Annotated in this window: 14 protein-coding genes; 7 read left to right on the top strand and 7 right to left on the bottom strand. The window is 70.1% G+C overall.

From position 1 onward, the window contains the following. Positions 1–18: 18 nt before the first annotated feature. Together LBW94_RS08970 and LBW94_RS08965 are read right to left on the bottom strand one after the other, a co-directional pair. The gene (locus LBW94_RS08970) at positions 19–1,239 is read right to left on the bottom strand and encodes a sensor histidine kinase (RefSeq protein ID WP_225055577.1); all 1,221 of its coding nucleotides are present in this window, start codon (positions 1,237–1,239) and stop codon (positions 19–21) included. Then, positions 1,236–1,970, bottom strand: coding sequence for a response regulator transcription factor (locus tag LBW94_RS08965; RefSeq protein ID WP_323137813.1), 735 nt, complete (start codon positions 1,968–1,970; stop codon positions 1,236–1,238). The genes LBW94_RS08970 and LBW94_RS08965 overlap by 4 nt, the downstream gene beginning before the upstream one ends. Before the next feature lie 198 nt (positions 1,971–2,168). Between LBW94_RS08965 and LBW94_RS08960 the strand changes: the two genes are divergently transcribed. The 3 genes from LBW94_RS08960 to LBW94_RS08950 all read left to right on the top strand — a co-directional run bounded on the left by LBW94_RS08960 (position 2,169) and on the right by LBW94_RS08950 (position 6,112). Continuing rightward, positions 2,169–2,429, top strand: coding sequence for an SHOCT domain-containing protein (locus LBW94_RS08960; protein WP_225055575.1), 261 nt, complete (start codon positions 2,169–2,171; stop codon positions 2,427–2,429). Between the two features lie 174 nt (positions 2,430–2,603). Further along, positions 2,604–5,231: a cation-translocating P-type ATPase gene (locus LBW94_RS08955; RefSeq protein ID WP_225055573.1), complete on the top strand. Its 2,628-nt coding sequence runs from the start codon at positions 2,604–2,606 to the stop codon at positions 5,229–5,231. Further along, positions 5,228–6,112: a universal stress protein gene (locus LBW94_RS08950; RefSeq protein ID WP_225055571.1), complete on the top strand. Its 885-nt coding sequence runs from the start codon at positions 5,228–5,230 to the stop codon at positions 6,110–6,112. Before LBW94_RS08955 ends, LBW94_RS08950 begins: the two co-directional genes overlap by 4 nt. A gap of 128 nt (positions 6,113–6,240) precedes the next feature. Here the strand turns inward: LBW94_RS08950 and LBW94_RS08945 are convergent, their stop codons facing one another. From LBW94_RS08945 to LBW94_RS08935, 3 genes are all read right to left on the bottom strand, one after another. Further along, positions 6,241–6,486, bottom strand: coding sequence for a hypothetical protein (locus tag LBW94_RS08945; protein WP_225055569.1), 246 nt, complete (start codon positions 6,484–6,486; stop codon positions 6,241–6,243). Positions 6,487–6,743: 257 nt separating this feature from the next. Beyond that, positions 6,744–9,305 carry an ATP-binding protein gene (locus LBW94_RS08940; protein ID WP_225055568.1) on the bottom strand — a complete coding sequence of 854 codons (2,562 nt, stop codon included), beginning with the start codon at positions 9,303–9,305 and terminating at the stop codon, positions 6,744–6,746. A 278-nt stretch (positions 9,306–9,583) separates the two neighbouring features. Beyond that, positions 9,584–10,945, bottom strand: a complete 1,362-nt coding sequence (locus tag LBW94_RS08935) for a DUF2254 domain-containing protein (protein ID WP_225055567.1) — start codon at positions 10,943–10,945, stop codon at positions 9,584–9,586. Between the two features lie 296 nt (positions 10,946–11,241). On the opposite strand from LBW94_RS08935, the gene LBW94_RS08930 reads away from it, so the two are divergent. Then, entirely contained in the window at positions 11,242–11,538 is a 297-nt protein-coding gene (locus LBW94_RS08930) for a hypothetical protein (protein WP_225055566.1), read from the top strand. A 117-nt stretch (positions 11,539–11,655) separates the two neighbouring features. Here the strand turns inward: LBW94_RS08930 and LBW94_RS08925 are convergent, their stop codons facing one another. Together LBW94_RS08925 and otsB are read right to left on the bottom strand one after the other, a co-directional pair. Further along, positions 11,656–12,906 carry an APC family permease gene (locus tag LBW94_RS08925; protein WP_225055564.1) on the bottom strand — a complete coding sequence of 417 codons (1,251 nt, stop codon included), beginning with the start codon at positions 12,904–12,906 and terminating at the stop codon, positions 11,656–11,658. Between the two features lie 128 nt (positions 12,907–13,034). Then, positions 13,035–17,015, bottom strand: a complete 3,981-nt coding sequence (otsB, locus tag LBW94_RS08920) for a trehalose-phosphatase (RefSeq protein WP_225055562.1) — start codon at positions 17,013–17,015, stop codon at positions 13,035–13,037. 122 nt (positions 17,016–17,137) lie between these two features. Between otsB and mgtA the strand changes: the two genes are divergently transcribed. The 3 genes from mgtA to LBW94_RS08905 all read left to right on the top strand — a co-directional run bounded on the left by mgtA (position 17,138) and on the right by LBW94_RS08905 (position 22,441). Further along, on the top strand, positions 17,138–19,783 hold the full coding sequence (gene mgtA, locus LBW94_RS08915) for a magnesium-translocating P-type ATPase (RefSeq protein ID WP_225055560.1): 2,646 nt from the start codon (positions 17,138–17,140) through the stop codon (positions 19,781–19,783). Between the two features lie 169 nt (positions 19,784–19,952). Continuing rightward, complete coding sequence (locus LBW94_RS08910; RefSeq protein WP_225055558.1) at positions 19,953–20,942, top strand: Acg family FMN-binding oxidoreductase; 990 nt, start codon at positions 19,953–19,955, stop codon at positions 20,940–20,942. Continuing rightward, the gene (locus LBW94_RS08905) at positions 20,939–22,441 is read left to right on the top strand and encodes an AAA family ATPase (protein ID WP_225055556.1); all 1,503 of its coding nucleotides are present in this window, start codon (positions 20,939–20,941) and stop codon (positions 22,439–22,441) included. The genes LBW94_RS08910 and LBW94_RS08905 overlap by 4 nt, the downstream gene beginning before the upstream one ends. The last annotated feature ends 25 nt before the right edge of the window (positions 22,442–22,466 follow it).

Genomic DNA, 22,466 nt, shown 5'->3' with positions numbered 1-22,466 from the left:
GAGAATTCTCGGACCTGGTCACCGGTCGCGGGCGGCGGGCAGGGCCAGGACGAAACAGGCGCCGCGGCCGGGCGCACCGTCCACGGTGATCCGCCCCCGATGCGCCTCGACGACGGCTCGGACCAGAGCCAGGCCGATTCCGTGCGGCCGGGTTCCGGTGCTGTGGCCGTCCCCATGGGCGAACCGCTGGAACAGTCTCGCGGCGTCGCCCGGGTCCAGCCCGGCGCCGGTGTCACGGACCGTCACCGTCACCTCGCCCCCGCCGCGAGCCACGAGGACAGTGATTGTGCCGCCTGGCTTTTCGTGGTGCAGGGCATTGTCGATCAGGGCCAGCACCGCACGGCGTAGCGCGGGCCGGATGCCGTCGGCGATGGCGGCGCCGGAGCAGTCGCCGGCCACGAGCTCGACCGAGATGCCCAGCGTGGCAGCGTGTGCGGCGACACTGTCGACCACCTCACGGCACAGCACCGTCAGGTCGACCGGCTCCCTCCGATCGATGCGATGTTCGGCAGCCGCGGCCAGCAACAGGTCGTCGACGATGTCGGCGAGGGCACGGGTGTCGGCGACCAACCCGTCGAGCTGGTCACGCCAGGCAGGCTCGAGGTGTTCCCGGGCGGCGCGCCGGGCCAGTAGCTGAGTGCGCGTGTGCAACACCGTCAGCGGCGCCCGCAATTCGTGCGAGGCGTCGGCGACGAAATCGCGTTGGACGGCCAAGGCTTCGAGCATGGGACGGATCGCACGCCGGGACAACGACACCGCGGCTCCCGCCGCAGCGGCCAGACCGGCGAGCTCGGTCACCAGCAGGGCCACCAGCACGTGGTGCCGACGCTGTTCCCAGGGCCGGGTGTCGACCAGCACAACGACCCTGCGATCGGCGCGCTCCACCACCAGCGCCCGATACTCGATACCTCCGGATCGCACGGACGAGTAGCCGACCGGGCCGGCCAGCAGTGTGGCAGTGGGAGCAGGCGCGTTGTCGCTGACACTGCTGTCCCGGCCGACCCGGACGATGCCGATGGCCATACCCGGCGGCGGGTCGTCGGCGTCGTCGACCTGGGCCGCCACCTGTGCCAGCTGCGTGTCCATCTGCTGATTGCCGGTGCGGGTCTCCACCACGAGCAGCACAGCCCCGGCGACCAGCAGAACGGCCGCCAGTACGAGCGCCGCGCGCACCGCCGCGCCGCGGGCCGTGCGCCGTAACGACGCGGGCTCGGCGAATACCGTGACCGGCTTTTTCATCGGGCGCCGAGCCGGTAGCCCAGACCGCGCACGGTGTCGACGGCGTCGCGGCCGAGTTTGCGGCGCAGGTAGTGCACGTAGGTGTCCACGGTCCCGTCGGTGTCGGCGCGATCGAAGACCGAGTCGAGCAACTGGGCGCGAGTGAACACCTGCCGCGGCGACCGGGCCAACATCTCCAGCAGTGCGCACTCCCGCTCCGACAACAGCACCTCCCGATGCGCACCGGCGGGGTCGATCACGGTGCGGGTCGCCGGGATCAGCCGTCGGGTCCCGACCGGCAGGGCCGGCGCGGTGGCCAGATGGCGGCGGTGCAGCGCGCGCACGCGGGCCAGGAATTCGGGTATCTCGAACGGCTTGACCAGGTAGTCCTCTGCTCCCCCGTCGAGTCCGTCGACCCGGTCGGCCACCGACCCTCGGGCGGTGAGCAACAGGGCGGGGGTGAGAATGCCGTGATCGCGCAGTGCCCGCAGCAGTTGCAGTCCTTCCAGGACCGGCAGCCCGCGGTCGATGACCAGCACGTCGAACCGCTCGGTCAGGCCGCGATGCAGACCTGCCTGGCCGTTCTCGGCGCCCTGGACCAGGTAGCCCTCCTCGGTCAGCAGGCCGGCGATCATGTCGGCGAGGACACGATCGTCCTCGACCAGTAGCACCCGCGGCGCGCCGCTGTCCGCAATCGACATGCTGTCCAGCGTGCCACCGGACGCCCGTCCCGCCGAGGCGGGCTCGGTCACCTCGTGCAGCGGAATTCGAGTGCGGCCGGTTCCGGATGCGATCTCAGCTCGGAGGAGCTCGGTCGTGTTCGAGGGACGCCATGATCCACCACAGGCGGGGACTCTTGTCCCCCACTCCGGTGCTGTTCGGCTGTTTCCAGTTCGTATCCGGAGCACCAGGCTGAGGTGGCAATCCCGATACGTCCGAAGGAGACGGCGATGATGTTCTGGTACGGGCACGATATGAGCGGCTTCGGCTATGTCCTGATGACGGTGGGCATGATCGTGTTCTGGGTTCTGATGATCGGCGGGTTCTTCGCGCTGATCCGGTATGCGACCACCAGCTCCGCCTCCGGCGGCCTGCCGCCGCAGGCGGGTCCGACCCCGCAGCAGGTGCTCGCCGACCGATATGCGCGAGGAGAGATCGATGACGAGGAGTACACCCGACGACTGAGGACCCTGAACTCCGGAACGCATTGAGCCGCAGCCGGGTAGGGGCCGAAAGACCCTGCGGCCGGTGACCTCGGCGGGCTGTGCAGAGCTCGGGCCATCGGGAAACCTGGAAGTCGTCGCGGGGAGGTGGACCGGCGCGGTGATCATCGTGGCTCGGCGCGGGAAAGAAGCGAGCTGGTATCGCGGAACGGACGGGACCACATGCCGGGAAGTCCGATCGGATCGACGCTGACGACGGCGGGGCTGACCTCGACCGAGGCGGCCGATCGGCTGGCTCGTCAGGGTCCGAACGTGCTGCCGCAGGCACCATCGGTGCGGTGGTGGCAGCGGATCGCGGCGCAACTGCGAGATCCGTTGATCGTGGTGCTGCTCGTGGCGGCGATATTGACCGCGGTGACCGCGGACTGGACCGATATGGCAGTAATCCTGCTGGTCGTGGTGGCCAATACCGCTGTCGGCGTCGTGCAGGAGATACGGGCCGACCATGCCATCGCGGCATTGTCGCAGCTGACCGCTCCGGCCGCCGAAGTGGTCCGGGACGGCGTGCGGCAAGAGGTACCCGCCGCCGAGGTCGTGGTCGGTGACGTGCTGGCGCTGGCCGAAGGTGACATCGTCGCCGCCGATGCGGCGGTGATCGAGGCGGCAGCGCTGCGGGTGGACGAGTCCGCGCTGACCGGCGAGTCCGTCCCGGTGGACAAAGCAGTGGCCGGGGACGACGCATTGTTCGCGGGCACGGTTGTTGTCAAAGGTCGTGGCCGGGCCGTGGTGACCGCTGTCGGGGCGGCCAGTGCTACCGGACGGATCGCGCGGTTACTGGATCAGGGCGGTGGTCCGACGCCGTTGCAACGCAGGCTTGTCGACGTCGGCCGGTTGCTGGCCGGTGTCACCGTGGCGCTGTGTGTCATCGTGCTGATCTCGGGTTTGGTGCGGGGCGAGCCGGTGGAGCTGATGGCGGTGACCGCCATCAGCCTCGCCGTGGCAGCGGTCCCGGAATCGCTTCCTGCCGTGGTCACTCTCGGGCTGGCAGTGGGTGCGCGGCGGATGGCCGCACGACACGCGCTGATTCGCACACTTCCGGCCGTCGAGACGTTGGGTGCGGTGACGGTGCTGGCCACCGACAAGACCGGAACCCTCACCGAGGGCCGGATGGTCGCCCGGCAGATCTGGACGAACGGGACCGAGGCGGTCGTGACGGGGTCGGGTTATGCACCGACCGGCGAAGTCCGCGTCGGCGGCCGCGTTGTCACCGCATCGGATGCACCCGATGTCACCCTCCTGCTGACGGCTGCCGCCCAGTGCAACGACGCACATCTGACACCCCCGGCCGGCGACGGGGAGCAGTGGACCGCACTGGGTGATCCGACCGAGATCGCATTGCTGTCCGCCGCGGGCAAATTCGGCATGTACCGTGACGACGTCGATGCCGCGCTGCCGCGGATCGCGGAACGGCCGTTCGACAGCGACCGCAAGCGGATGAGCACGATCCACCGACTGGCCGGCGGGCAGGTCCGGGTGGTCTGCAAGGGCGCTCCGGAGGCGGTGCTGAACCCGGATGTGCTCGCCGACGACCCGGTGCTGCTGGCTCGCGCCACCGAACGAGCCGACCGTCTGGCGCACGACGGATATCGGGTACTCGCCCTCGCCCAGGCCGATCGAGAGACCCCGCCGGCGGCCGGCACGGACCCAGAACAGGGATTGCGCCTGCTCGGCCTGATCGCCATCGTCGACCCACCCCGTACCACTGCCGGTGACACGATCTCGGCATGTCGGCAGGCGGGAATCCGTCCCGTGCTGATCACCGGCGACCATCCCGGTACCGCCCGCGCGATCGCCACCGAGGTGGGCATCATCGGGGCCGGCGACCCGGTCGTCGACTGTCGCAGTGAGGGGACGCTCGCGGAGGCGTCGGTGTACGCGCGCGCCACCCCGGCCCAGAAACTCACCATCGTCGCCGCGCTGCGCGACAGCGGCGACATCGTGGCGATGAACGGCGACGGGGTCAACGACGGACCCGCGCTGCGCCGCGCCGACATCGGGGTGGCCATGGGTGGCCGCGGTACCGAGGTGGCCCGCCAGGCGGCCGATCTCGTGCTGGCCGACGACGATCTCGGCACGGTCGTCGCCGCCGTGGAGGAAGGGCGCCGGATCTATGCCAACATCCGCCGCTTCCTGGTCTACGGCCTGGCCGGCGGCGCGGCCGAGATCGCGGTCATGCTCGCCGGGCCCTTCCTGGGCCTCACACTGCCGCTGTTGCCCGCCCAGATCCTGTGGATCAACCTGCTCACCCATGGCCTGCCGGGCGTCGCGCTCGGTGGCGAGCCCGCGGATCCGGGCCTCATGCAACGGCAACCGCGCCCGCCGACCCAGAGCATCCTCGCGGCCGGCCTGTGGCAGCGGGTGGTGCGTATTGCAATAGTGCTGACCGCGGCGACCGTCGGCGTCGCGGTGTGGGCCGACCACACCGGACGGCCCTGGCAGACGATGGCCTTCTTCACCCTCGGTGCGACTCAGCTCGGTGCCGCCCTCGGCTCCCGCGCCCGCCCCCGCTCACTGGCGAACCCGATGCTGCTCATCGCCGTCACCGTCGCGCTGGGCCTCCAGCTGGCCGCGCTGTACCTGCCCCTGCTGCGCGGATTGCTCGGCACCGAACCGCTGACCGGCACCGACCTGCTCGTCGTCGCCTGCCTGTCCACCCTCGGATACGTCGCCGTCCGGCTCGACCGAGTACTGCATCCCAGCCGCCGGAACCGATCGAGTTCCGGGATACATCGGAAAACCACGCAACCCGGACGCTCCCCGCGGGCAGCCGGCGAGGAGGACAAGCCGTGACCGACTCCACATCGGCGCCGGACGCCGCGGATCAGTCCGTTCTGGTGGCCGTCGACGGCTCGCAGCCATCGACGCACGCCGTGGCGTGGGCCGCAGCGGAAGCCGTACTGCACCACCGCAACCTGCACATCGTCACGTCCTATGGCTATCACCCGTTGAGCGGCCTGGACGCCGTGCTGGCCACCCGAGAGGGCGAGCTGCTGCGCAGCGCGGCCGAACACACCCTGGCACGGGCCGAGCGGGCCGCCCGCCGCACGCGACCGGAGGTGCGGGTATCCACACAACTGACCTTCGAATTGATCGTTCCCATGCTGATCGACCGCTCGACGCGGGCGGCGATGATCGTCGTCGGCAGCCGACGGTACGGTCCGGTCCGCCGCACATTGTTCGGATCGGTCAGTACCGAGGTCAGCCGACGGGCGCACTGCCCGGTGGCGATCGTGTCCGAGGGCGTACCCACCGACCCGGCGGCGGCGAACCGACCGGTGCTGGCCGGCGTCGACGACCTCGATACCGGTGCAGCGACTCTGGATATCGCCTTCGACGAGGCAGCGCGCCGCAAGGTCGGCGTGGTTGTCCTGAAGTCGGGGCAGGACTCGAATCCGCCCGAATTCCCCGGAGCAACAGTTCGCCGGCACCGGCCCGGTGGCGACGACGATCCGACAGCCGAGTGGCGTGCGCGGTATCCGCACGTGCCGGTCGAGGCACTTGTCGTCGTCGAGGATTCGGTGAGTGCGTTACTCGACCGCGCCCGGCAGGCGCAACTACTCGTGATCGGCAGCCACGGGCTCACCGGATTCGCCGGACTGCACGACGCGGCGGCGACCGCGGAATTGTCGAGGCAGGTGGACTGTCCCGTGATCGTCGCGCACGGACGCTGACCCGGGCGACGCGATCGCGGCCACGGATTCGCGATGACGGGTCGAATCCAGTCGGCTGGGGTCGGCTCAGCACGGTCCGGGAACTTACCGAGGGTGTCGACCAATGCCCGGTCCGGCGAATCGGTGCCCTATCTCCGTCCCCGGCGGACTCGGTGCACCCCGTGGCGGACCGCCGTGCCGATGTCGTGGTGGTCCGCGAGCAGTATCCGGATCGCGACGAGGAGAAGGACGAGCAGGAGGATCGCGGTGCCGATCCACACCTCGGTCGGGGTGTAGACAGGTACGGTACGTGCCGCTGCCAACTCGGCGCAGGCCGACGTCGGCAATTGCTCGGTCGACGACATCCGGATCTCCTCGAGAGACTGTGTCACCATCGATGCTCCCCGCTGTCACCGATCGCCGCCAGCGCCGACGCGTGCAACGGACGGGCGAATCTCGTAAAAAATCTCCGTGCCGCACTCGATCCTGGTCGCGGCCCCGGGTGCTGTCGGCCGCCGGCGACCTGGCCGGGAAGGTCGATTCCGCGGCCTGCCACTCGGGGTTGCAGGGTTGATCATCGGCCGGTGGCGGATTGCCGCTCCGCAGCCGCCGAATTCCCGAATCCTTTGCGAGCGGGTGACATACACCACGGTTACGCCGCCACGTCGAGCAGGACGGTCATGGTCAGGCCGCCGCCGGGGGTGTCCTCAGGAACGACGGTGACGCCCATGGCTTCCGCGAGGCCGCGGGCCAGCGCCAGTCCCAGGCCGACGCCGTTGCCGTTGTGGCGGTCACCGAGGCGCTGGAACGGCTGGAACACCCGCTCGTGGTCGGCGGGATCGATGCCGGGACCGTGGTCGATGATCCGGATCCGGACGGTCCCGCTCCCGGTGCCGGCGGCCTCGATGTGGGGCGGCAGGTGGGCGGGGCTGTAGCGCAGTGCGTTGGCGACGACGTTCACCAGGACACGTTCCAGCAGTACCGAATCCGCGCGGATCAGCGGCAGCCGCGGTTCGACGGTGGCGTCGACCAGGCCGGTGGCGTCGAGGTCGTCGAGGACGCGGGGCAGGATCTCGTCGAGCGCGAAATCCTCGAGGTGGACGCCGATGACACCGGCTTGCAGCCGGCTCATGTCGAGCAGATTGGTGACGAGACGGTTCAGGCGCGTGAGGGATTCGCCGGCGGCGTCGAGGAGTTGGGCTCGATCGCCGGGGGAGAATTCGACGCTGGTGTCCTGCATGCTCGTCACCGCCGCCATGGCGGCGGCCAGCGGGGTGCGCAGGTCGTGACCGACGGCCGCCAGCAGCGCGGTACGCATGCGATCGGTTTCGGTGAGCGGCGCCACCGCCGCGGCCTGCTCGGTGAGCCGCTGCTGTTTCAGAGCTACGGCCGCCTGCACCGCGAAGGCGGCGGCGACGCGCTGATCGGCGGCCTCGAGCCGCCGCCCGCGCAACACGAGCGTGCGGCGGTCGTCGGCGGGTACCTCGACGTCACCGTGGGCGGGTGCGGTGCAGGGTTCGGCGCCGGTGGTCGCGACGATGTGCCACTGGTCCGGATCGCGGCGCAGGTCCGGATCGTCGACGCTGTCCGTGGCGCGTTCGAGCAGGGTGACGGTGTCCATGCCGAAGCTCTCCCGGACCCGTTCCAGCAGTGCGGGCAGCGCGGCGTCGCCGCGCAGCACGTTGCCGGCGAGGGTGGACAAGGTATCGGATTCGGCGTGCGCGCGGGCCGCCTCGGCGGTGCGGCGGGCGGCCATCTCGACGGTGGCGCTCACCGCGACCGCGACCACCAGGAAGATCACCAGCGCCAGCAGATTTCCGCGATCACCGACGGCCAGGCTGTGTTTGGGTGGGATCAGGAAGTAGTCGAGCAACGCGAATCCGCCGACGGCGGCGAGTCCGGCCGGATAGAGCCCGCCGATCAGGGCCACGGTGATGACGGCGCCGAACAGCAGCACGATGGTGGCCGCCAGCGGGAGCCCCACCGCCAGCGCCGCGGCGAGGACCCCGGGCAGCCCGGCCAGTGCCGCGGCGAGCCCGATCAGCCTGCGCCGCATGCTCAGTGCCGGTGGCGTGCGCCGGCTGCGGCGTGAGGTGCGGGTGGCCTCGTGTGGCACCAGGTGCACGTCGATCGCGTCCGAGCGGACACTGATGGTCGCGCCCACGCCCGCCGACAGGCGCGAGGCGATCGGCCCGCGCCGGCTGGCGCCGAGCACCAGTTGTGTCGCGTTCACTCCGCGCGCGAAATCCAGGATGGCCGTGGGGATGTCGTTGCCGAGTACCTGGTGGTAGCTGCCGCCGAGATCTTCGACCAGCCGGCGCTGCCGGGCCAGGTGGTCCGGTCCGGCGTCGACGAGCCCGTCGCTGCGGGTGACGTGCACGGCGAGCAGGTCCGCGCCGGCGGTGCGACCGGCGATGCGGGCGGCGCGCCGGATGATGGTGTCACCCTCGGGACCGCCGGTCAGTGCGACGACGATGCGTTCGCGGATTTCCCAGGTGCGGGTGATGTGGTGTTCGGCGCGATACCGGTCGAGCTGGTCGTCGACCTCGCCGGCCACCCACAGCAGCGCCAGTTCCCGTAGCGCGGTGAGGTTTCCGGTGCGGAAGTAGTTCCGCAGCGAGGCATCGATCTTCTCGGCGGGATACACGTTGCCGTGTTCCAGCCGCCGCCGCAGCGCCTCGGCGGTCATGTCCACCAGCTCGACCTGTTCGGCGGCGCGTACCACCGCGTCGGGCACGGTCTCGCGCTGCACCACTCCGGTGATCCCCGCGATGACGTCGTTCAACGATTCCAGATGCTGGATGTCGAGCGTCGACAACACGGTGATCCCGGCGTCGAGCAGTTCGTCGATGTCCTGCCAGCGCTTCTCGTTGCGCGAGCCCGGGACGTTGGTGTGGGCGAGCTCGTCGACCACGACCACCGCGGGCCGGCGCGCGAGGATGGCGTCCAGGTCCATCTCGGTGAACTCACAGCCCTTGTACCCCAGTGTCTTTCGCGGAACCGCCGGCAGGCCGTCGAGCAGTGCGGTGGTGTGCTCGCGGCCGTGGGTCTCCACGAGCCCGAGCACCACATCGGCGCCACGGCCGGCCCGCCGCCGGGCTTCTTCCAGCGCCTTGTAGGTCTTGCCCACTCCCGGGGCGGCTCCGAGATAGATTCGCAGCCGCCCCCGGACCGGAGGTTTGGTCATCTTCGTCCCGAATCGAAGGTCCGACATCGACGCCACCGTAACGCGGTCGACGGTCCGCCAGCGGCGCTGCCTGCGATCTTTTCGGAATCCCTACGAGTGCGCGGCTATCCGGGCACTCCGTCGGCGAGCGGAGCCGGTGACAGCGCGGGCAGGAAGTCGGGCAGGGCGAGGACGATCGCCGAACCAGCGAGTACAGCACCATGATCCGGCCGTAGCGGCCGCAGCCGACTGCCGGGGCTCGAGCACCCCCGCCGCCACGCGGTGCGGCCGGTGCACCGCGATCCGGCTTCGGAACAGCGCCATGGTCATCGGAGTGTCCCCCGGTGCCGAATCACGGCCGGAAATACCTTCGCTATCGGGCTGTCGAGAGCACGTGTCAGCAGCTGATACCGGCGCAGGACGTCGTCGAGATCGGACTCCTCGGAAATCGACTCCCGCGCGGCCCGCTCGATCATGCCGGCCTGTTCGAGCAGCAGCCGCAGCCGGTCGGGATGCACTGTGCGACTGGCTATCTCGGTGAGTGCGTCGAGCTGCCGGATCAGGACCGCCGGCATACCGCGCCCGGACTGGCGGATCTTCTCGAACGCGCGCTGCACCAGGCGCTCGTAGGTCGCCTGCGCGGCGATGACCCGGATGTAGCCGTCGCCGTCGCGGCGCACCGGACTGGGATCCCAGGACACGGTGACCCGCGCGAGCGCGTCACCCAGCCAGTCGATGCAGGTCAGCGCGGTGAACGTGTCGTTGACGGCCGGAGACAGCGCACGCAGGGCGATCTCCACGAGCTGATCGATTCCGAAGGAGATGTCCTGGGTGAGCGTGCGCATCGGCCCCACGACATGGCCACGCGCGAAATCCGCGGTGATCCGGGCCGCGGCCTCGGCCGGCCACACCGTCGCCACGATCTGGCCCTCGGTGAGGAAATGACCGGGACGGTAGGGCAGGTGGATGACCGCGTCGGCGGCGGTCGCGAACCGGATCAACCGCTCGTACCGGATGTATTGCAGATAACCGCTGCCCGCGACGTGAACGGGACCTCCCGACTCCGCCAACCGGACCGTCAGCTCGTCCACCGACGGCCCGCGCGGCGGCACGGCCGCGACCGGCTCCCGGTTCGCCTCGACCGCCGCGGAAACCTCACCCGCGATTCCGGCGATGACGTAGGGCAGCTGGATCGCCGTGGCGATGTGATTGATGAAATAGATCAGCACCGCCAGGTCCGCGACCAGCGACACGATCGACACCGTGGTCGAGATGTGCGGCACGAAATCCGCACCGATGGACACCAGCGTCAGGATCGCGTACACGAAGGTCGCGACGAAGGTGCCCAGGGTCAGCTGTGTGCCGCGATCACGGATGAAATTGCGTAGCATCCGCGGACCGAACTGGGTGGAGGCCAGGGTCAGCGCGACGATCGTGATCGAGAAGACCACCCCCACCACCGTGATGATCGCCGCCGCGCTCGCGGTCAGCACCTGCCGGGCCGCATCCGGCGTTCCGCCGATCACCCAGGACGGGAGCGCGAACCCGTGCCGGTACACCGCCCGGTCGAGCGCATAGGTCACCACGAACAGCGCGACCGCGACCAGTACTTCCATACTCGGCGCGAACCACAGATTGGTGCGCAGCGCTTCGCGCCAACGATCGGATTCGAGATCAATACCGAACATTTCGGGCCTCCGCGCGGCTGATTGTCGCTACGCCGACCAGGCTTCCCGGCTCTCCTCGATACAAAGCCCCATACTACCGGGCACCGCGCCGGTGAGCTGCTCTCGCGGCCACCCCTGCCGCGGGTGACGAGGACAGGTCCGACCGGAGGGTCCCACGCCTCGAACCGTACGGAACTCGTTCGATATGCAGGTGGAAGCCATCAAGAGTGCGTCAAGGCAGCCGTCGACCGCGCCGGCGCCGCCTAACGTCCGATTCCGGTCCGGCTCTGGTTCCGGACAGCGAGGAGACGCTCCGGATGTACGGCGATCACGACAACACGGTGCTGGATGAACTGGTATCCCATCGCCATGTCGTCGAGATCCTCGACCTGCTGTCCGAGTCCGGCTGCACCACAGCGCTGCTGGCCAGACTCGTCCGGGCGCAGGGGACGGATCTGGCGTCCGCACTGCGCCTGATCGCCGCCCACGGACTCCTCACCGGCGGTGACCATGGCAGCTGGGACGACCCTCTGACCGGCCGCGGGCCGATCCGGCTGACCGAGCGGGGCGAGGCGGTCGCACAGGTGCTGTCGAACCCGCAGCGCCGACCATGACGATCGGCTCGGCGCCGACCACGGCTGGCGGCAGGCATCGCCGACCGGCCTCTGCCGCACAGCCGACCATCGGAGACACAGGTTGTGCGCCCACCGCTGTCCGATGCCCACACCGCATTACTGCCGGGCCGGTCGCCGGCGGGCGGCGTAGACCAACACGCCTACGGCGAGAACGGCCGCGCCGGACAGGACCGAGGCGGTGGGCAGAGTGCAGGCGAGGGCCAGGCAGCCGGTGAGGCCGAGAGCGGGGATCGCCAGTGGCGGGCGGCCTTCCGCGGGCGTCAGGGTCCACGCGGAGGCGTTGGCGATGGCGTAGTAGACCAGCACCCCGAAGGAGGAGAAGCCGATTGCGCCGCGCAGGTCGGTGGTCGCGGTGAGGATCGCGACAAGGGCGCCGATGGCCAGCTCGGCACGGTGGGGTACGTCGAAACGGGGGTGCACGGCAGCGAGGAGGTGGGGCAGGTGCCGGTCGCGGGCCATGGCCAAGGTGGTTCGCGACACGCCGAGGATCAGCGCCAGCAGCGACCCCAGGGCGGCGACGGCGGCGCCGGCCCGGACCACCGGGACCAGCCCGGACATACCGGCGATGCGGACCGTTTCTGTCAAAGGTGTTGCTGTGGAGCCCAATGCGTGCGGGCCGAGGACGGACAGGGCGGCGATCGCGACCGTCGTGTAGACCACCAATGTCACGGCCAGGGCGATCGGAATCGCGCGCGGGATGGTGCGGGCGGGGTCGCGGACCTCCTCGCCGAGGGTGGCGATGCGCGCGTAGCCGGCGAAGGCGAAGAACAACAGCGCCGCTGCCTGCACGACCCCGGCTGCCGAGGCATCGGCGCCGATCGCCAGATGTCGAGCATGGGAAACCGGGGAGGTGAGTGCGGTGACGACGACCGCTGCGAGCACGGCGAGGACGATGACCACGATCACGCGGGTCGCCAGTGCCGATTTCTGCACACCGCGATAGTTCACCGCGGTCACCACCACCACGGCGGCGACGGCCACCTCGTGGGCACGGCTCGGCCACAGGTAGGTGCCGGCGGTCAGGGCCATGGCCGCGCACGAGGCGGTCTTTCCGATCAGGAATGCCCACCCGGCCAGGTAGCCCCAGAATTCGCCGAGGCGTTCGCGGCCGTAGACGTAGGTGCCGCCGGAGGACGGGTATCGGGCGGCGAGCCGCGCGGAGGAGGTGGCGTTGCAGTAGGCGACGACCGCCGCGAGCGCCAGGCCGATCAGCAGCCCGGACCCCGCGGCTGCCGCCGCCGGGGCGAGAGCGGCGAAAATACCTGCCCCGATCATGGATCCGAGCCCGATCACCACCGCGTCACCGGTGCCGAGCCGGCGCGACAACCGAGGGCTGGACGAGGCCATGGCGGGCGCTCCTGACACGTTCACGGGCCGGACACCGGCGACGATATTCGATCTCGGAACCGATGGCGTGGCTCCGCGAGGAATTCATCGACCGTCCATGGTGTGGAAGGGTTGGCGGTCGGCCCGGTCTACCCGGGTATCGGATCCGGCGCCGCCCAGCGGACGACAGCGCCCGGGGCGAGGCGTTGCATCCTTCCGGCGCAATGGATCTCGACCGGAAGCGCGACGCCGGGGTCGGAACGGACCTCGACCCGCCGGGTGTCGATGCGCACGGTCAGCCGATGGCCGCGGTACACGATCGGGAAGGTGAGTCCGCCCAGTTCGGGGGGCCAGTGAGGGTCGAGGATCAATCGGTCGTCACGGATCTCCAGGCCCGAGAAGCAGCGCTGGACCAGATCGACACTGCCCGCCATGGCGCCCAGATGAATCCCTTCCTCGGTGGTGCCGCCCTGGATGTCGGCGATATCGGAGTCGAGGACCTGTTCGAAGAACTGCATGGCGCGAGAGCGGTTGGCTCGCGCCAGCACCCACGCGTGCACCACCGCGCTGAGCGTGGAGCCGTGGGAGGTGCGGGCCAGGTAGTAGTCGATGGTTCGGGGGATCATCTCGCCGGGTAATTCGTAGCCCAGGCGGTGCAGAATCTCTCGGAGTTCGTCGGCCGACATGAGGTAGAACAGCATGAGGACATCGGCCTGCTTCCCGGCGCGGTAGCGGTTGATGTCGTCGCCTTCGGACTCGAGGATTCGGTCCAGCCGCTGAATGTCCGGGTAGGTGCTGCGGTACCGGTCCCAGTCCAGTTCCGTCAATTGCTCGTAGCCGGCGAATTGGCTGATCACACCGTCGTGGAACGGGATCGTCATGCGGCGGCTCACCGCATCCCAATGGCCGAGTTCGGCCGGATCGACTCCGAGCGATTCGAGCAGGCGGGCGCGGTCGCGTGGCGCCAGCCGGGCCAGGGCCTGCTGGGCGTGGCAGATGGTCCAGACGGCCATGATGTTCGTGTAGGCGTTGTCGTCGACGCCGTCGAGCGGGGCGGCCGGGTATCCGGAATGGAATTCGTCGGGGCCGATCACCCCGCGCAGGTGATAGCGGTCCGTGTCCGGGTCGTATTCGGCGAGAGTCGCCCAGCAGCGGGCGATCTCGACCAGCAATTCGGCGCCGTATGCGGCGAGGAATTCGACGTCGCCGGTGACCTGGCAGTGCTGCCAGACGTTGTAGGCCACCGCGCCACCGATGTGATAGGCGCGGTGACTCGGATCGGGATGCCAGTGTCCCGACAAGGGGTTCAGGTGCAGGGACTGGCTCTCCTCGCGGCCGTCGCTGCCGGACTGCCAGGGGAACAACGCACCTTTCAGGCCCGCGACAGCGGCGGCGCGCCGGGCCTCGGGCAGCCGCCGGTAGCGGTATCGCAGCAATGATCTGGTCAGTATCGGGAGGCGGGGATTGAGTAGTGGGAACACGAACAATTCGTCCCAGAAGATGTGGCCCCGGTACGCCTCTCCGTGCAGGCCACGAGCGGGAACGCCGACGTCGAGATCGGCGGTGTGCGGTGACAAGGTCTGGACCAGATGCAACATGTGCAGCCGCATCACCCGCAGCGCGTGCTCGCCGTCGTCGAGGTCGATACGCAACCGATCCCACACGTTCGACCAGGCCAGGCCGTGGGCGGCGAGCAGGTCCGTGAAGCCGCCGGCCGTGGCCAGCCACCGCGCCGCGTCGTCGGCCGGTGCCGAGACGCCGTGGTCACGTCCGGTGACGACGGCGACCACCTTCTCCAGGACGATCGAATCACCCGGTGCGGCCTCGACCGAGCGGATATGACCGATCACACCACCCTCGTCGACCAATCGTGTTTCGGCAGCGGGCATCTCACCGCCGCGGGACACCGTGTCGCGGGCGGCGACAGCGATGGGAATTCGGGATCGGTTGGTGCACACCGTCATCAAGACCGTATCGGCGGACAGCTCGCGGGTTGCGACCGGTTCGAGGTGCCGATCCGACAGATCCCGGTATCGCGCCACCAGGGTGTTGCGGATGTTGCCGTCGACGGTGGCGCGGAGGTCGAGCCGCCCGGCCCAATTCTCCGCGGTGATCCGGGTTTCCAGTGCGCACAGATGCGGGGCGTGCATGGACGCGAAGCGGCGCTGGGTCACCGCGGTGACCCGCCCGGCGACGTCACGGATCCGGAACCGCCGGGTCAGCAGCGCCCGGCGCAGATCGAATTCTTGTCGATAGGACAGGATTTCGACGGCGTCGAGATCGAACCACGGGCCGCCGTCGATGCGGAAGGTCACCGGCAGCCAGTTGGGCAGGTTGACCAGGCTCTCGTTCTCGACACTGCGGCCACCGATCTCGTCGGTGAGCCGGTTGTAGATCCCGGCCACATAGGTTCCGGGGTAATGATGCTCACCCGCAACCGATTCCGGCGCGGCGCCACGAGCGGCGAGGTACCCGTTGCCGACGGTGCACAAGGCCTCGCGCAGCCGCTCGGTGGCCGGGTCGTAGCCGTCGTAGGCGAGCAGCCACGACGATGACGCCGGAATCTCCAGCTCCTCGAACAGGAGCGTCACCAGACCGTCGAGCAATTGCCCGACCTCGGGTGGCCCGCCCAGCACGTAGCGGGCAGCGGTGGGCCGGTCACCGCTCTCGTCCTGGCGGACCGCGATGCCCAGCCCGTCCGCCACGACCGCGTCGAAGGCGTCCTCGTCGGTGAGGTCGTCACCGACATAGATCGGCAGTACCGCGGCCGCCAGGTGGTCCAGGATCCAGCGCAGCGCAGTGCCCTTGTCCCACTCCAGATCCGGCCGCAGTTCGGCTACCTTGCGCCCGAAGGTCAATCGCAGGCCGCTGTCGTCGGCCCGGCCGTGCACGGCCGCGATCACCGCGCCGACGCGGGCCGGTTCGACCTGCCGATAATGAACCGCGACGGCGAATCGCTTGTGCTCCACTCGAACTCCGGGCACGGCCGCCAGCTCGTCACGCAACTGCCGGGCAGCGGCGGCCAGTGCGCGCTCGGCATCCGGGGCCGCCTCGTGGACATGGACGGTCCCGTCGGGCGCGAGCAGTTCGAATCCGTGACACCCGGCGTACCAGAGACCTTCGACGTCGACCCGGGCCCGGAGGTCCGCCAGTTCGCGCCCGCTGACGATGGCGACCGGACATTCGGCGGCCAGTCGCGACAGTGTCCGGGCCATACCGTCGGCCGGCGTCGCCGCCGCCGGATCGGCCACGATCTCCGACAATGTCCCGTCGAAGTCGAGCAGGACCGCGACCTTCTCGGTATCCAGGAGATCGCCGATCTGTGCCCACGAGTCCAGCGCATCGGGTAACTGCGAGAGGCGATCGAAACCGCCCCGGACATCGACGTCCGCCAGATCACCGACGACGACGTCGGCGCCCTCGGTGTGCAACCGGGTGGCGTGCCCGGCGCGGTCGACGCCGATCACCAGACCGAAGCCGCCCGCCCGGCCGGCATGCACGCCGGCCTCGGAATCCTCGACGACCACGGCGCGTTCCGGGGCGACGCCGAGCCGGCGGACCGCCTCGAGCAACATCGCCGGATCGGGTTTCCCCGGCAGCGCCAGCTCCTCGGCGACCACGCCGTCGACGCGGACCGGGAACAACTCGCCGACGCCCGCGGCACGCAGTACCTCCGCGGAGTTACGGCTCGCGGAGAACACCGCCGTGCCCAGCCCGGCGGCCTGTAGCCGCCGCACCAGAGCGACCGTGGATTCGAACACCGGGACACCGTCGCGCGCCACCCGGTCGAGGAACAGGCGGTCCTTGTGGTTACCCAGCGCGCACACGGTGAGCTGGTCACCGCTGTCCTGCGGATCACCCCAGGGCAGTGCTATCCCCCGCGCGGCGAGAAAGTCGTGGACCCCCGCGTAGCGGGGCTTCCCGTCGACCCAGCGCAGGTAGTCGGCTCCGGTGAAGGGGGTGGTGTCCTCGCCCGGGGCCGGAGCGCGGCGGGCAAGGAATTCGTCGAACAATTCGGTCCACGCCGCGGTGTGGATGGACGCGCTGTCGGTGACCACGCCGTCCATATCGAAGAGCACCGCATCGTATCGCCGCGCATCGATCGTCACCGGCGCCATGTCCCTGTCCATGCTGCCACCCTCGCCCTTCTGCCACCATGCCCCCAAGGGCCACAAGTCCTCGATCCGGCGCCCGGGGCCGTGAGCCGTTGGTCCCTAGCGTGCGGCGCACACCGCTGGGCAGGATTGGACAAATGAACCGTGTGACCACCACCGACTCGCCACGCGACCGAGCCGGGGAACTCACCGCGGCAGGGGCCGCGACGCTACCCGGTCCCGCCGTCCTCGCGACTCTCGGCGCCACGGGTGAGGGGCTCACCGGATCAGAAGCGGCGGCACGGTTGCGGCGGCACGGCCCGAACGCGGTGCGGTCGCATCATGCGCAGTTGGCGCCGGTGTTGTTGCGGCAGTTGCGTTCTCCGCTGTTGTTGCTGTTACTGGGTACCGCGATCGTGTCGTTCGTCCTGGGCGAGCGCAGCGATGCGGTGGTGATCGGGGTGATCGTCGCCGTGTCGGTCGGTCTCGGTACCGTGAACGAATTCCGGGCCGAGCAGGCGGCCGAGGCGCTGCACGATCGCATCCGGCACCAGGTCGTGGCGCTCCGCGACGGCGCCGCGCGGTCGGTCGACCTGACCGCGCTGGTCCCCGGCGATATCGTCGAATTGCGTTCGGGTGAGCTGATTCCGGCGGATATCCGGCTGCTGGACGTGAACGGCTTGCAGTGCGACGAATCGGTGCTGACCGGGGAGGCGGTGCCGGTGTCCAAATCGGTCACCCCGGTGCCGGATACGACCGCGCTCGCCGATCTGTCGTGCTGCGCGTTGATGGGGACCATCGTGGCCGGGGGCCACGGCCGGGGGGTGGTGGTCGCCACCGGTGGCCACACCGAGTTCGGGCGGATCGCGGCCGGCCTGGCCGAACGAGCGCCGGAGACCGAATTCCAGGTGGGGCTGCGCCGGTTCTCGATGTTGCTGGTGCGGGTGGCGGCAGTGCTCACCATCGGGATCTTCGCCGTGAACCTGGTGCTGCATCGGCCGTTGCTCGACGCGTTGATGTTCTCGCTGGCCATCGCCGTCGGAATCTCGCCGCAGTTGCTGCCCGCGGTGGTCTCCACCAGCCTGGCGGCCGGCTCGCGGCTGCTGGCGCAGCAGAAGGTGCTGGTGAAGCGGCTGGTCTGTATCGAGGATCTCGGCGATGTCGAGGTGCTGTTCACCGACAAGACCGGCACCCTCACCGAGGGGAGGATCGAATTCATGCGTGCGGTGGCGGCCGACGGGACCGACAGCGACGAGGTCGCGACGCTCGGCATGGTCTGCACGGACGCGCTGATCCACGACGGCGCGCTGGCCGGCGGCGACCCGCTGGACACCGCGCTGTGGGCCGCGCCGATGGCGCCGCGGCAGGCGGCCGCCGCGTACGTCCGCCCGGCCGTGCTGCCGTTCGACCACGTCCGGCGGCTGGTGTCCGTGCTCGCCGTGCTCGATGATCAGGCGTTGGTCGTCACCAAGGGGGCGCCGGAGGAGGTGCTGGCGCGCTGCGCCACGGTTCCGGATTCGGCGCGCACGATGCTGGATGCGGAGTTCGCCGCGGGCCATCGCGTGGTGGCTGTCGCCACCCGCCGCGCCGCGCCCGGCGCGCGGCAGCTGACCGCGGCCGAGGAGACCGGACTGGAGTTCCGCGGTCTGCTGGTCTTTCTGGATCCGCCGAAGAAGACCGCGCGTCATGCGCTCACCCGGCTGGCCGATCTCGGGGTCGTGGTGAAGGTGGTCACCGGTGACAATCCGGCGGTGGCGGCCCGGGTGTGCGCCGAACTCGGCCTGCCGCCCGGGCAGGCGCTGACCGGCGCCGACCTGGATCGGCTCGACGATCGGCAGCTGGCCGAGATACTGCCCACGGCAACGATATTCGCGCGAGTGAGTCCGGAGCAGAAGGCGCGGATCGTGCGGGCGCAGCGTGGCCTGGGCGTCGATGTCGCCTTCCTGGGCGACGGCGTGAACGATGCGCTGGCACTGCACGCCGCCGATGTCGGGATCTCCGTCGACTCCGCCACCGACGTGGCCAAGGACGCCGCCGACGTGGTGCTCCTGGAGAAGGATCTCGACGTGCTGGCCGACGGTGTCACCCAGGGACGGCGGGTGTTCGCCAACACCATGAAGTACATCCTGATGGGCACCTCGAGCAATTTCGGGAACATGTTCAGCGCGGCCGGGGCGTCGGCGTTCCTGCCGTTCCTGCCGATGCTGCCCTCGCAGATCCTGCTGAACAATCTGCTCTACGACGCGAGCCAGCTCGCCATCCCCACCGACACCGTCGATCCGGAGCAACTGGCCCGGCCGGCGCGCTGGGACATCGGGCTGATCCAGCGGTTCATGCTGGTGTTCGGGCCGATCAGCTCCATCTTCGATTTCGTGACCTTCGGCGTCATGATGTGGGGCTTCCATGCCGGTGAAAACCTGTTCCACACAGCCTGGTTCGTCGAATCGCTGGCCACCCAGACACTGGTGCTGTTCGTCATCCGCACCCGCCGCACCCCGTTCTTCCGCAGCCACCCCTCCGTCCCGATGCTGCTGGCCGCACTCGGCGCGGTCGGGGTCGGCGCCCTGCTCCCGGCCACCCCCGTCGCCCGCGACCTCGGCTTCACTCCCCTGCCCGCGACGTTCTTCGCGACACTCGCGCTGATGATCGTGGTCTATCTGATCCTCGCCGAGGCCGCCAAGCACTGGTTCTTCCGAGCTCAGCCGCGGGTGTCCCGGCGCCGCGCGCGGACCGCCGGGCATCGGCTCCGCCGACGCGCGGCCGGGTTCACCGTCCACCGGCCCGCCGTTCCGCCGACGGCGTGACCGGTTGCCGCGCCGGGCGATCGGCGCCGGGCTCACGCCCGCCGATCGCGTCGAATCCGGTCACCCCGCGGTCACCGCACCGGTGGCCGCGATGCCCGGTCATGGTTCCCGGTAATCGGGGTCCTTGGACTCTCGGCCCGGCCGGCCGGGCCTTCTACCGTGGAGAATCATGAACGACGTCCCTTCCGCAGAAGTTGTCCAGAAAGCGGTCCTGCTGGCCGGGCGCGCTCCCTCGTTGCACAACAGCCAGCCCTGGCAGTGGTTTTTCGACGGCACCACTCTGCGGTTGTTCGCCGCTCGTGAGCGGTCGCTGCCGGGCACCGACGCCACCGGGCGGCAACTGATCCTCGGTTGCGGTATCGCCGTCGGGCACTTGCGTGCCGCGCTGGCGGCGGCCGGGTGGCGGGCCGGAGTCGCCTGGCTCCCGGATCCGAATCGCCGGGAGCACCTGGCGACGGTCCGCTTCGCTCCCTCGGCCGTGGTCACCGATGCCGACCGTGATCGCGCCGACGCGATCGTGCGCCGCCGTACCGATCGGCTGCCGTTCGCGGCACCGGAGAACTGGAACGATTTCGAGACCGTGCTGCGCTCGATCATCGCCCCCGCGGAGGCGGCGATCGACGTCCTGCCCGAGGACAGTCGCCGGAAACTGGCCCACGCCTCCCGGCTGACCGCCGAACTGCGTCGCTACGACTCCGGGTATCAGGCCGAATTGCAGTGGTGGACAGGACATGTCGTCGACAGGACCGGTATCCCGGCGACCGCGCTGACCACTGCCGAGGAACAGGCGCGAGTCCCGGTGGGCCGCACGCTGCCCGCCACCACCCGAGCCTCGCGGCGCACCGAGCAGATCGCGGACCGGTCGGTGCTGGTCGCGCTGTCCACCGATACCGACAGCGCCGAGGACGTGCTGCGCTGCGGGCAGGCCCTGTCGACCCTGCTGCTGGAAGCCACCGTGGCCGGGTATGCGACCTGTCCGCTGACCCACCTGGTCGAATCTTCCCGCAGCCGCGCGATCATCCGCGAACTCGTCGGCGGTACCGCACAACCGCAGGTGCTGGTGCGGATCGGCTCCGCACCCGAGGGCGGTGCGGAGCCCGAGCCCACGCCCCGGTTGCCGCTGTCGGAGATCCTCCGCATCGAGGCGCCGCGGACATGACCGGCACCGCGCCGCACGGCATCTACACCACCGGGCGCGGGCCCGACGACGAGCCCTACGCCGCGCTGCACGAAACCCACACCGGGCTGGTGGTGCTGGCCGGGGACCGCGCCTTCAAGACCAAGAAGCCGATCGTCACCGACTTTCTCGACTTCGGTACCCGCGCGCTGCGGACCGCGGCCATCGAACGGGAACTGCGGCTCAATCGCCGACTGGCCCCGGATGTCTATCTCGGTGTCGGGCAATTCCAGGGTCCGGGTGGGGAGCCGGGCGAAACGGTGCTGGTGATGCGGAGGCTGCCGCGGCGGACCCGGCTGAGCATCCTGATCGAGGATCCGGCCCGGGCGGCGGAACTGCTCCCGGCGCTGGTCGGCACGCTGGCCGACTTCCACGACTCCGCCGCCCGGGGCGCCGAGGTGGCCGCGGCCGGGACCGTCGACGCGCTCCGCGAACGATGGAAATCGTTGCTGGACGGCCTCACCGAGCCACCGGTGCCGGCCGGGACCGGCGCCGCGCTCGCCCGCCGGGTGGAACGGTATCTGGCCGGTCGCACGCCGCTGTTCGAGGCCCGCATCGCCGACGGCCGCGTGGTCGACGGGCACGGCGATCTGCACGCCGGAGACATCTACGCGCTCCCCGACGGCTTCCGCATCATCGACTGCCTCGACTTCGACGACCGGCTGCGCTGTGTCGACCGGATCGACGACATCGCGTTCCTCGCCATGGACCTGGAGTTCCTCGGGCATCCGGAACTCGCGGTCGAGTTCGCCGACCGCTATCGCACCCGCACCGCCGATCCGGCGCCGCTGTCGCTGTGGCAGCACTACCTCGCCTACCGCGCGGTCGTGCGCGCCAAGGTCGACTGCCTGCGGCACGAACAGGGTGACCCGGAGTCCGCGGACCATGCCCGACGCCACATCGACATCGCGCTGCGGCAACTGGCCGCCGGAACCGTCCGGCTGGCCCTGGTCGGCGGGTTGCCCGGGACCGGCAAGTCCACCGTCGCCCGCGCTCTCGGCGACGCCACGGGCGCGATCGTGCTCTCCAGTGACCATGTCCGTGCCGGGATGCGCGCCGCGGGTGCGATCACCGGTGCGGCCGGCAGCTACGGCCGAGGCGCGTATACCCGGGACGCGCGTGACCGGGTGTACCGCGAGATGCTCGCGCGCGCCCGCGAACACCTCGGCAACGGTCGCAGTGTCGTACTCGATGCGAGCTGGCTCGATTCCGGGCAGCGCCGCGCGGCGATCGAGCTGGCTGCCGAGACCTCGGCCGAGCTCGTTCCATTGGCCTGCCGGGCACCGCAATCCGTGGCCACCGCCCGGATCGGAGCTCGGCTGCACAGCGAATCCGACGCGACCGCCGCCATCGCCACCGCACTCGCCGCCGACGCGCGACCGTGGCCGGAGGCGATCCCGCTCGACACCACCGAACCGCTTGCCGGCACCACACGGCGGGCGGTCCGCGCCTGGACCGAGGCGGGCACCACCGACCGCTGACGCGTGGCGCCGATCCGGACGCGAT

The sequence above is a fragment of the Nocardia sp. alder85J genome, from assembly GCF_020176955.2.
Lineage (GTDB): Bacteria > Actinomycetota > Actinomycetes > Mycobacteriales > Mycobacteriaceae > Nocardia.
This window is presented reverse-complemented; position numbering and strand designations above follow the sequence as displayed.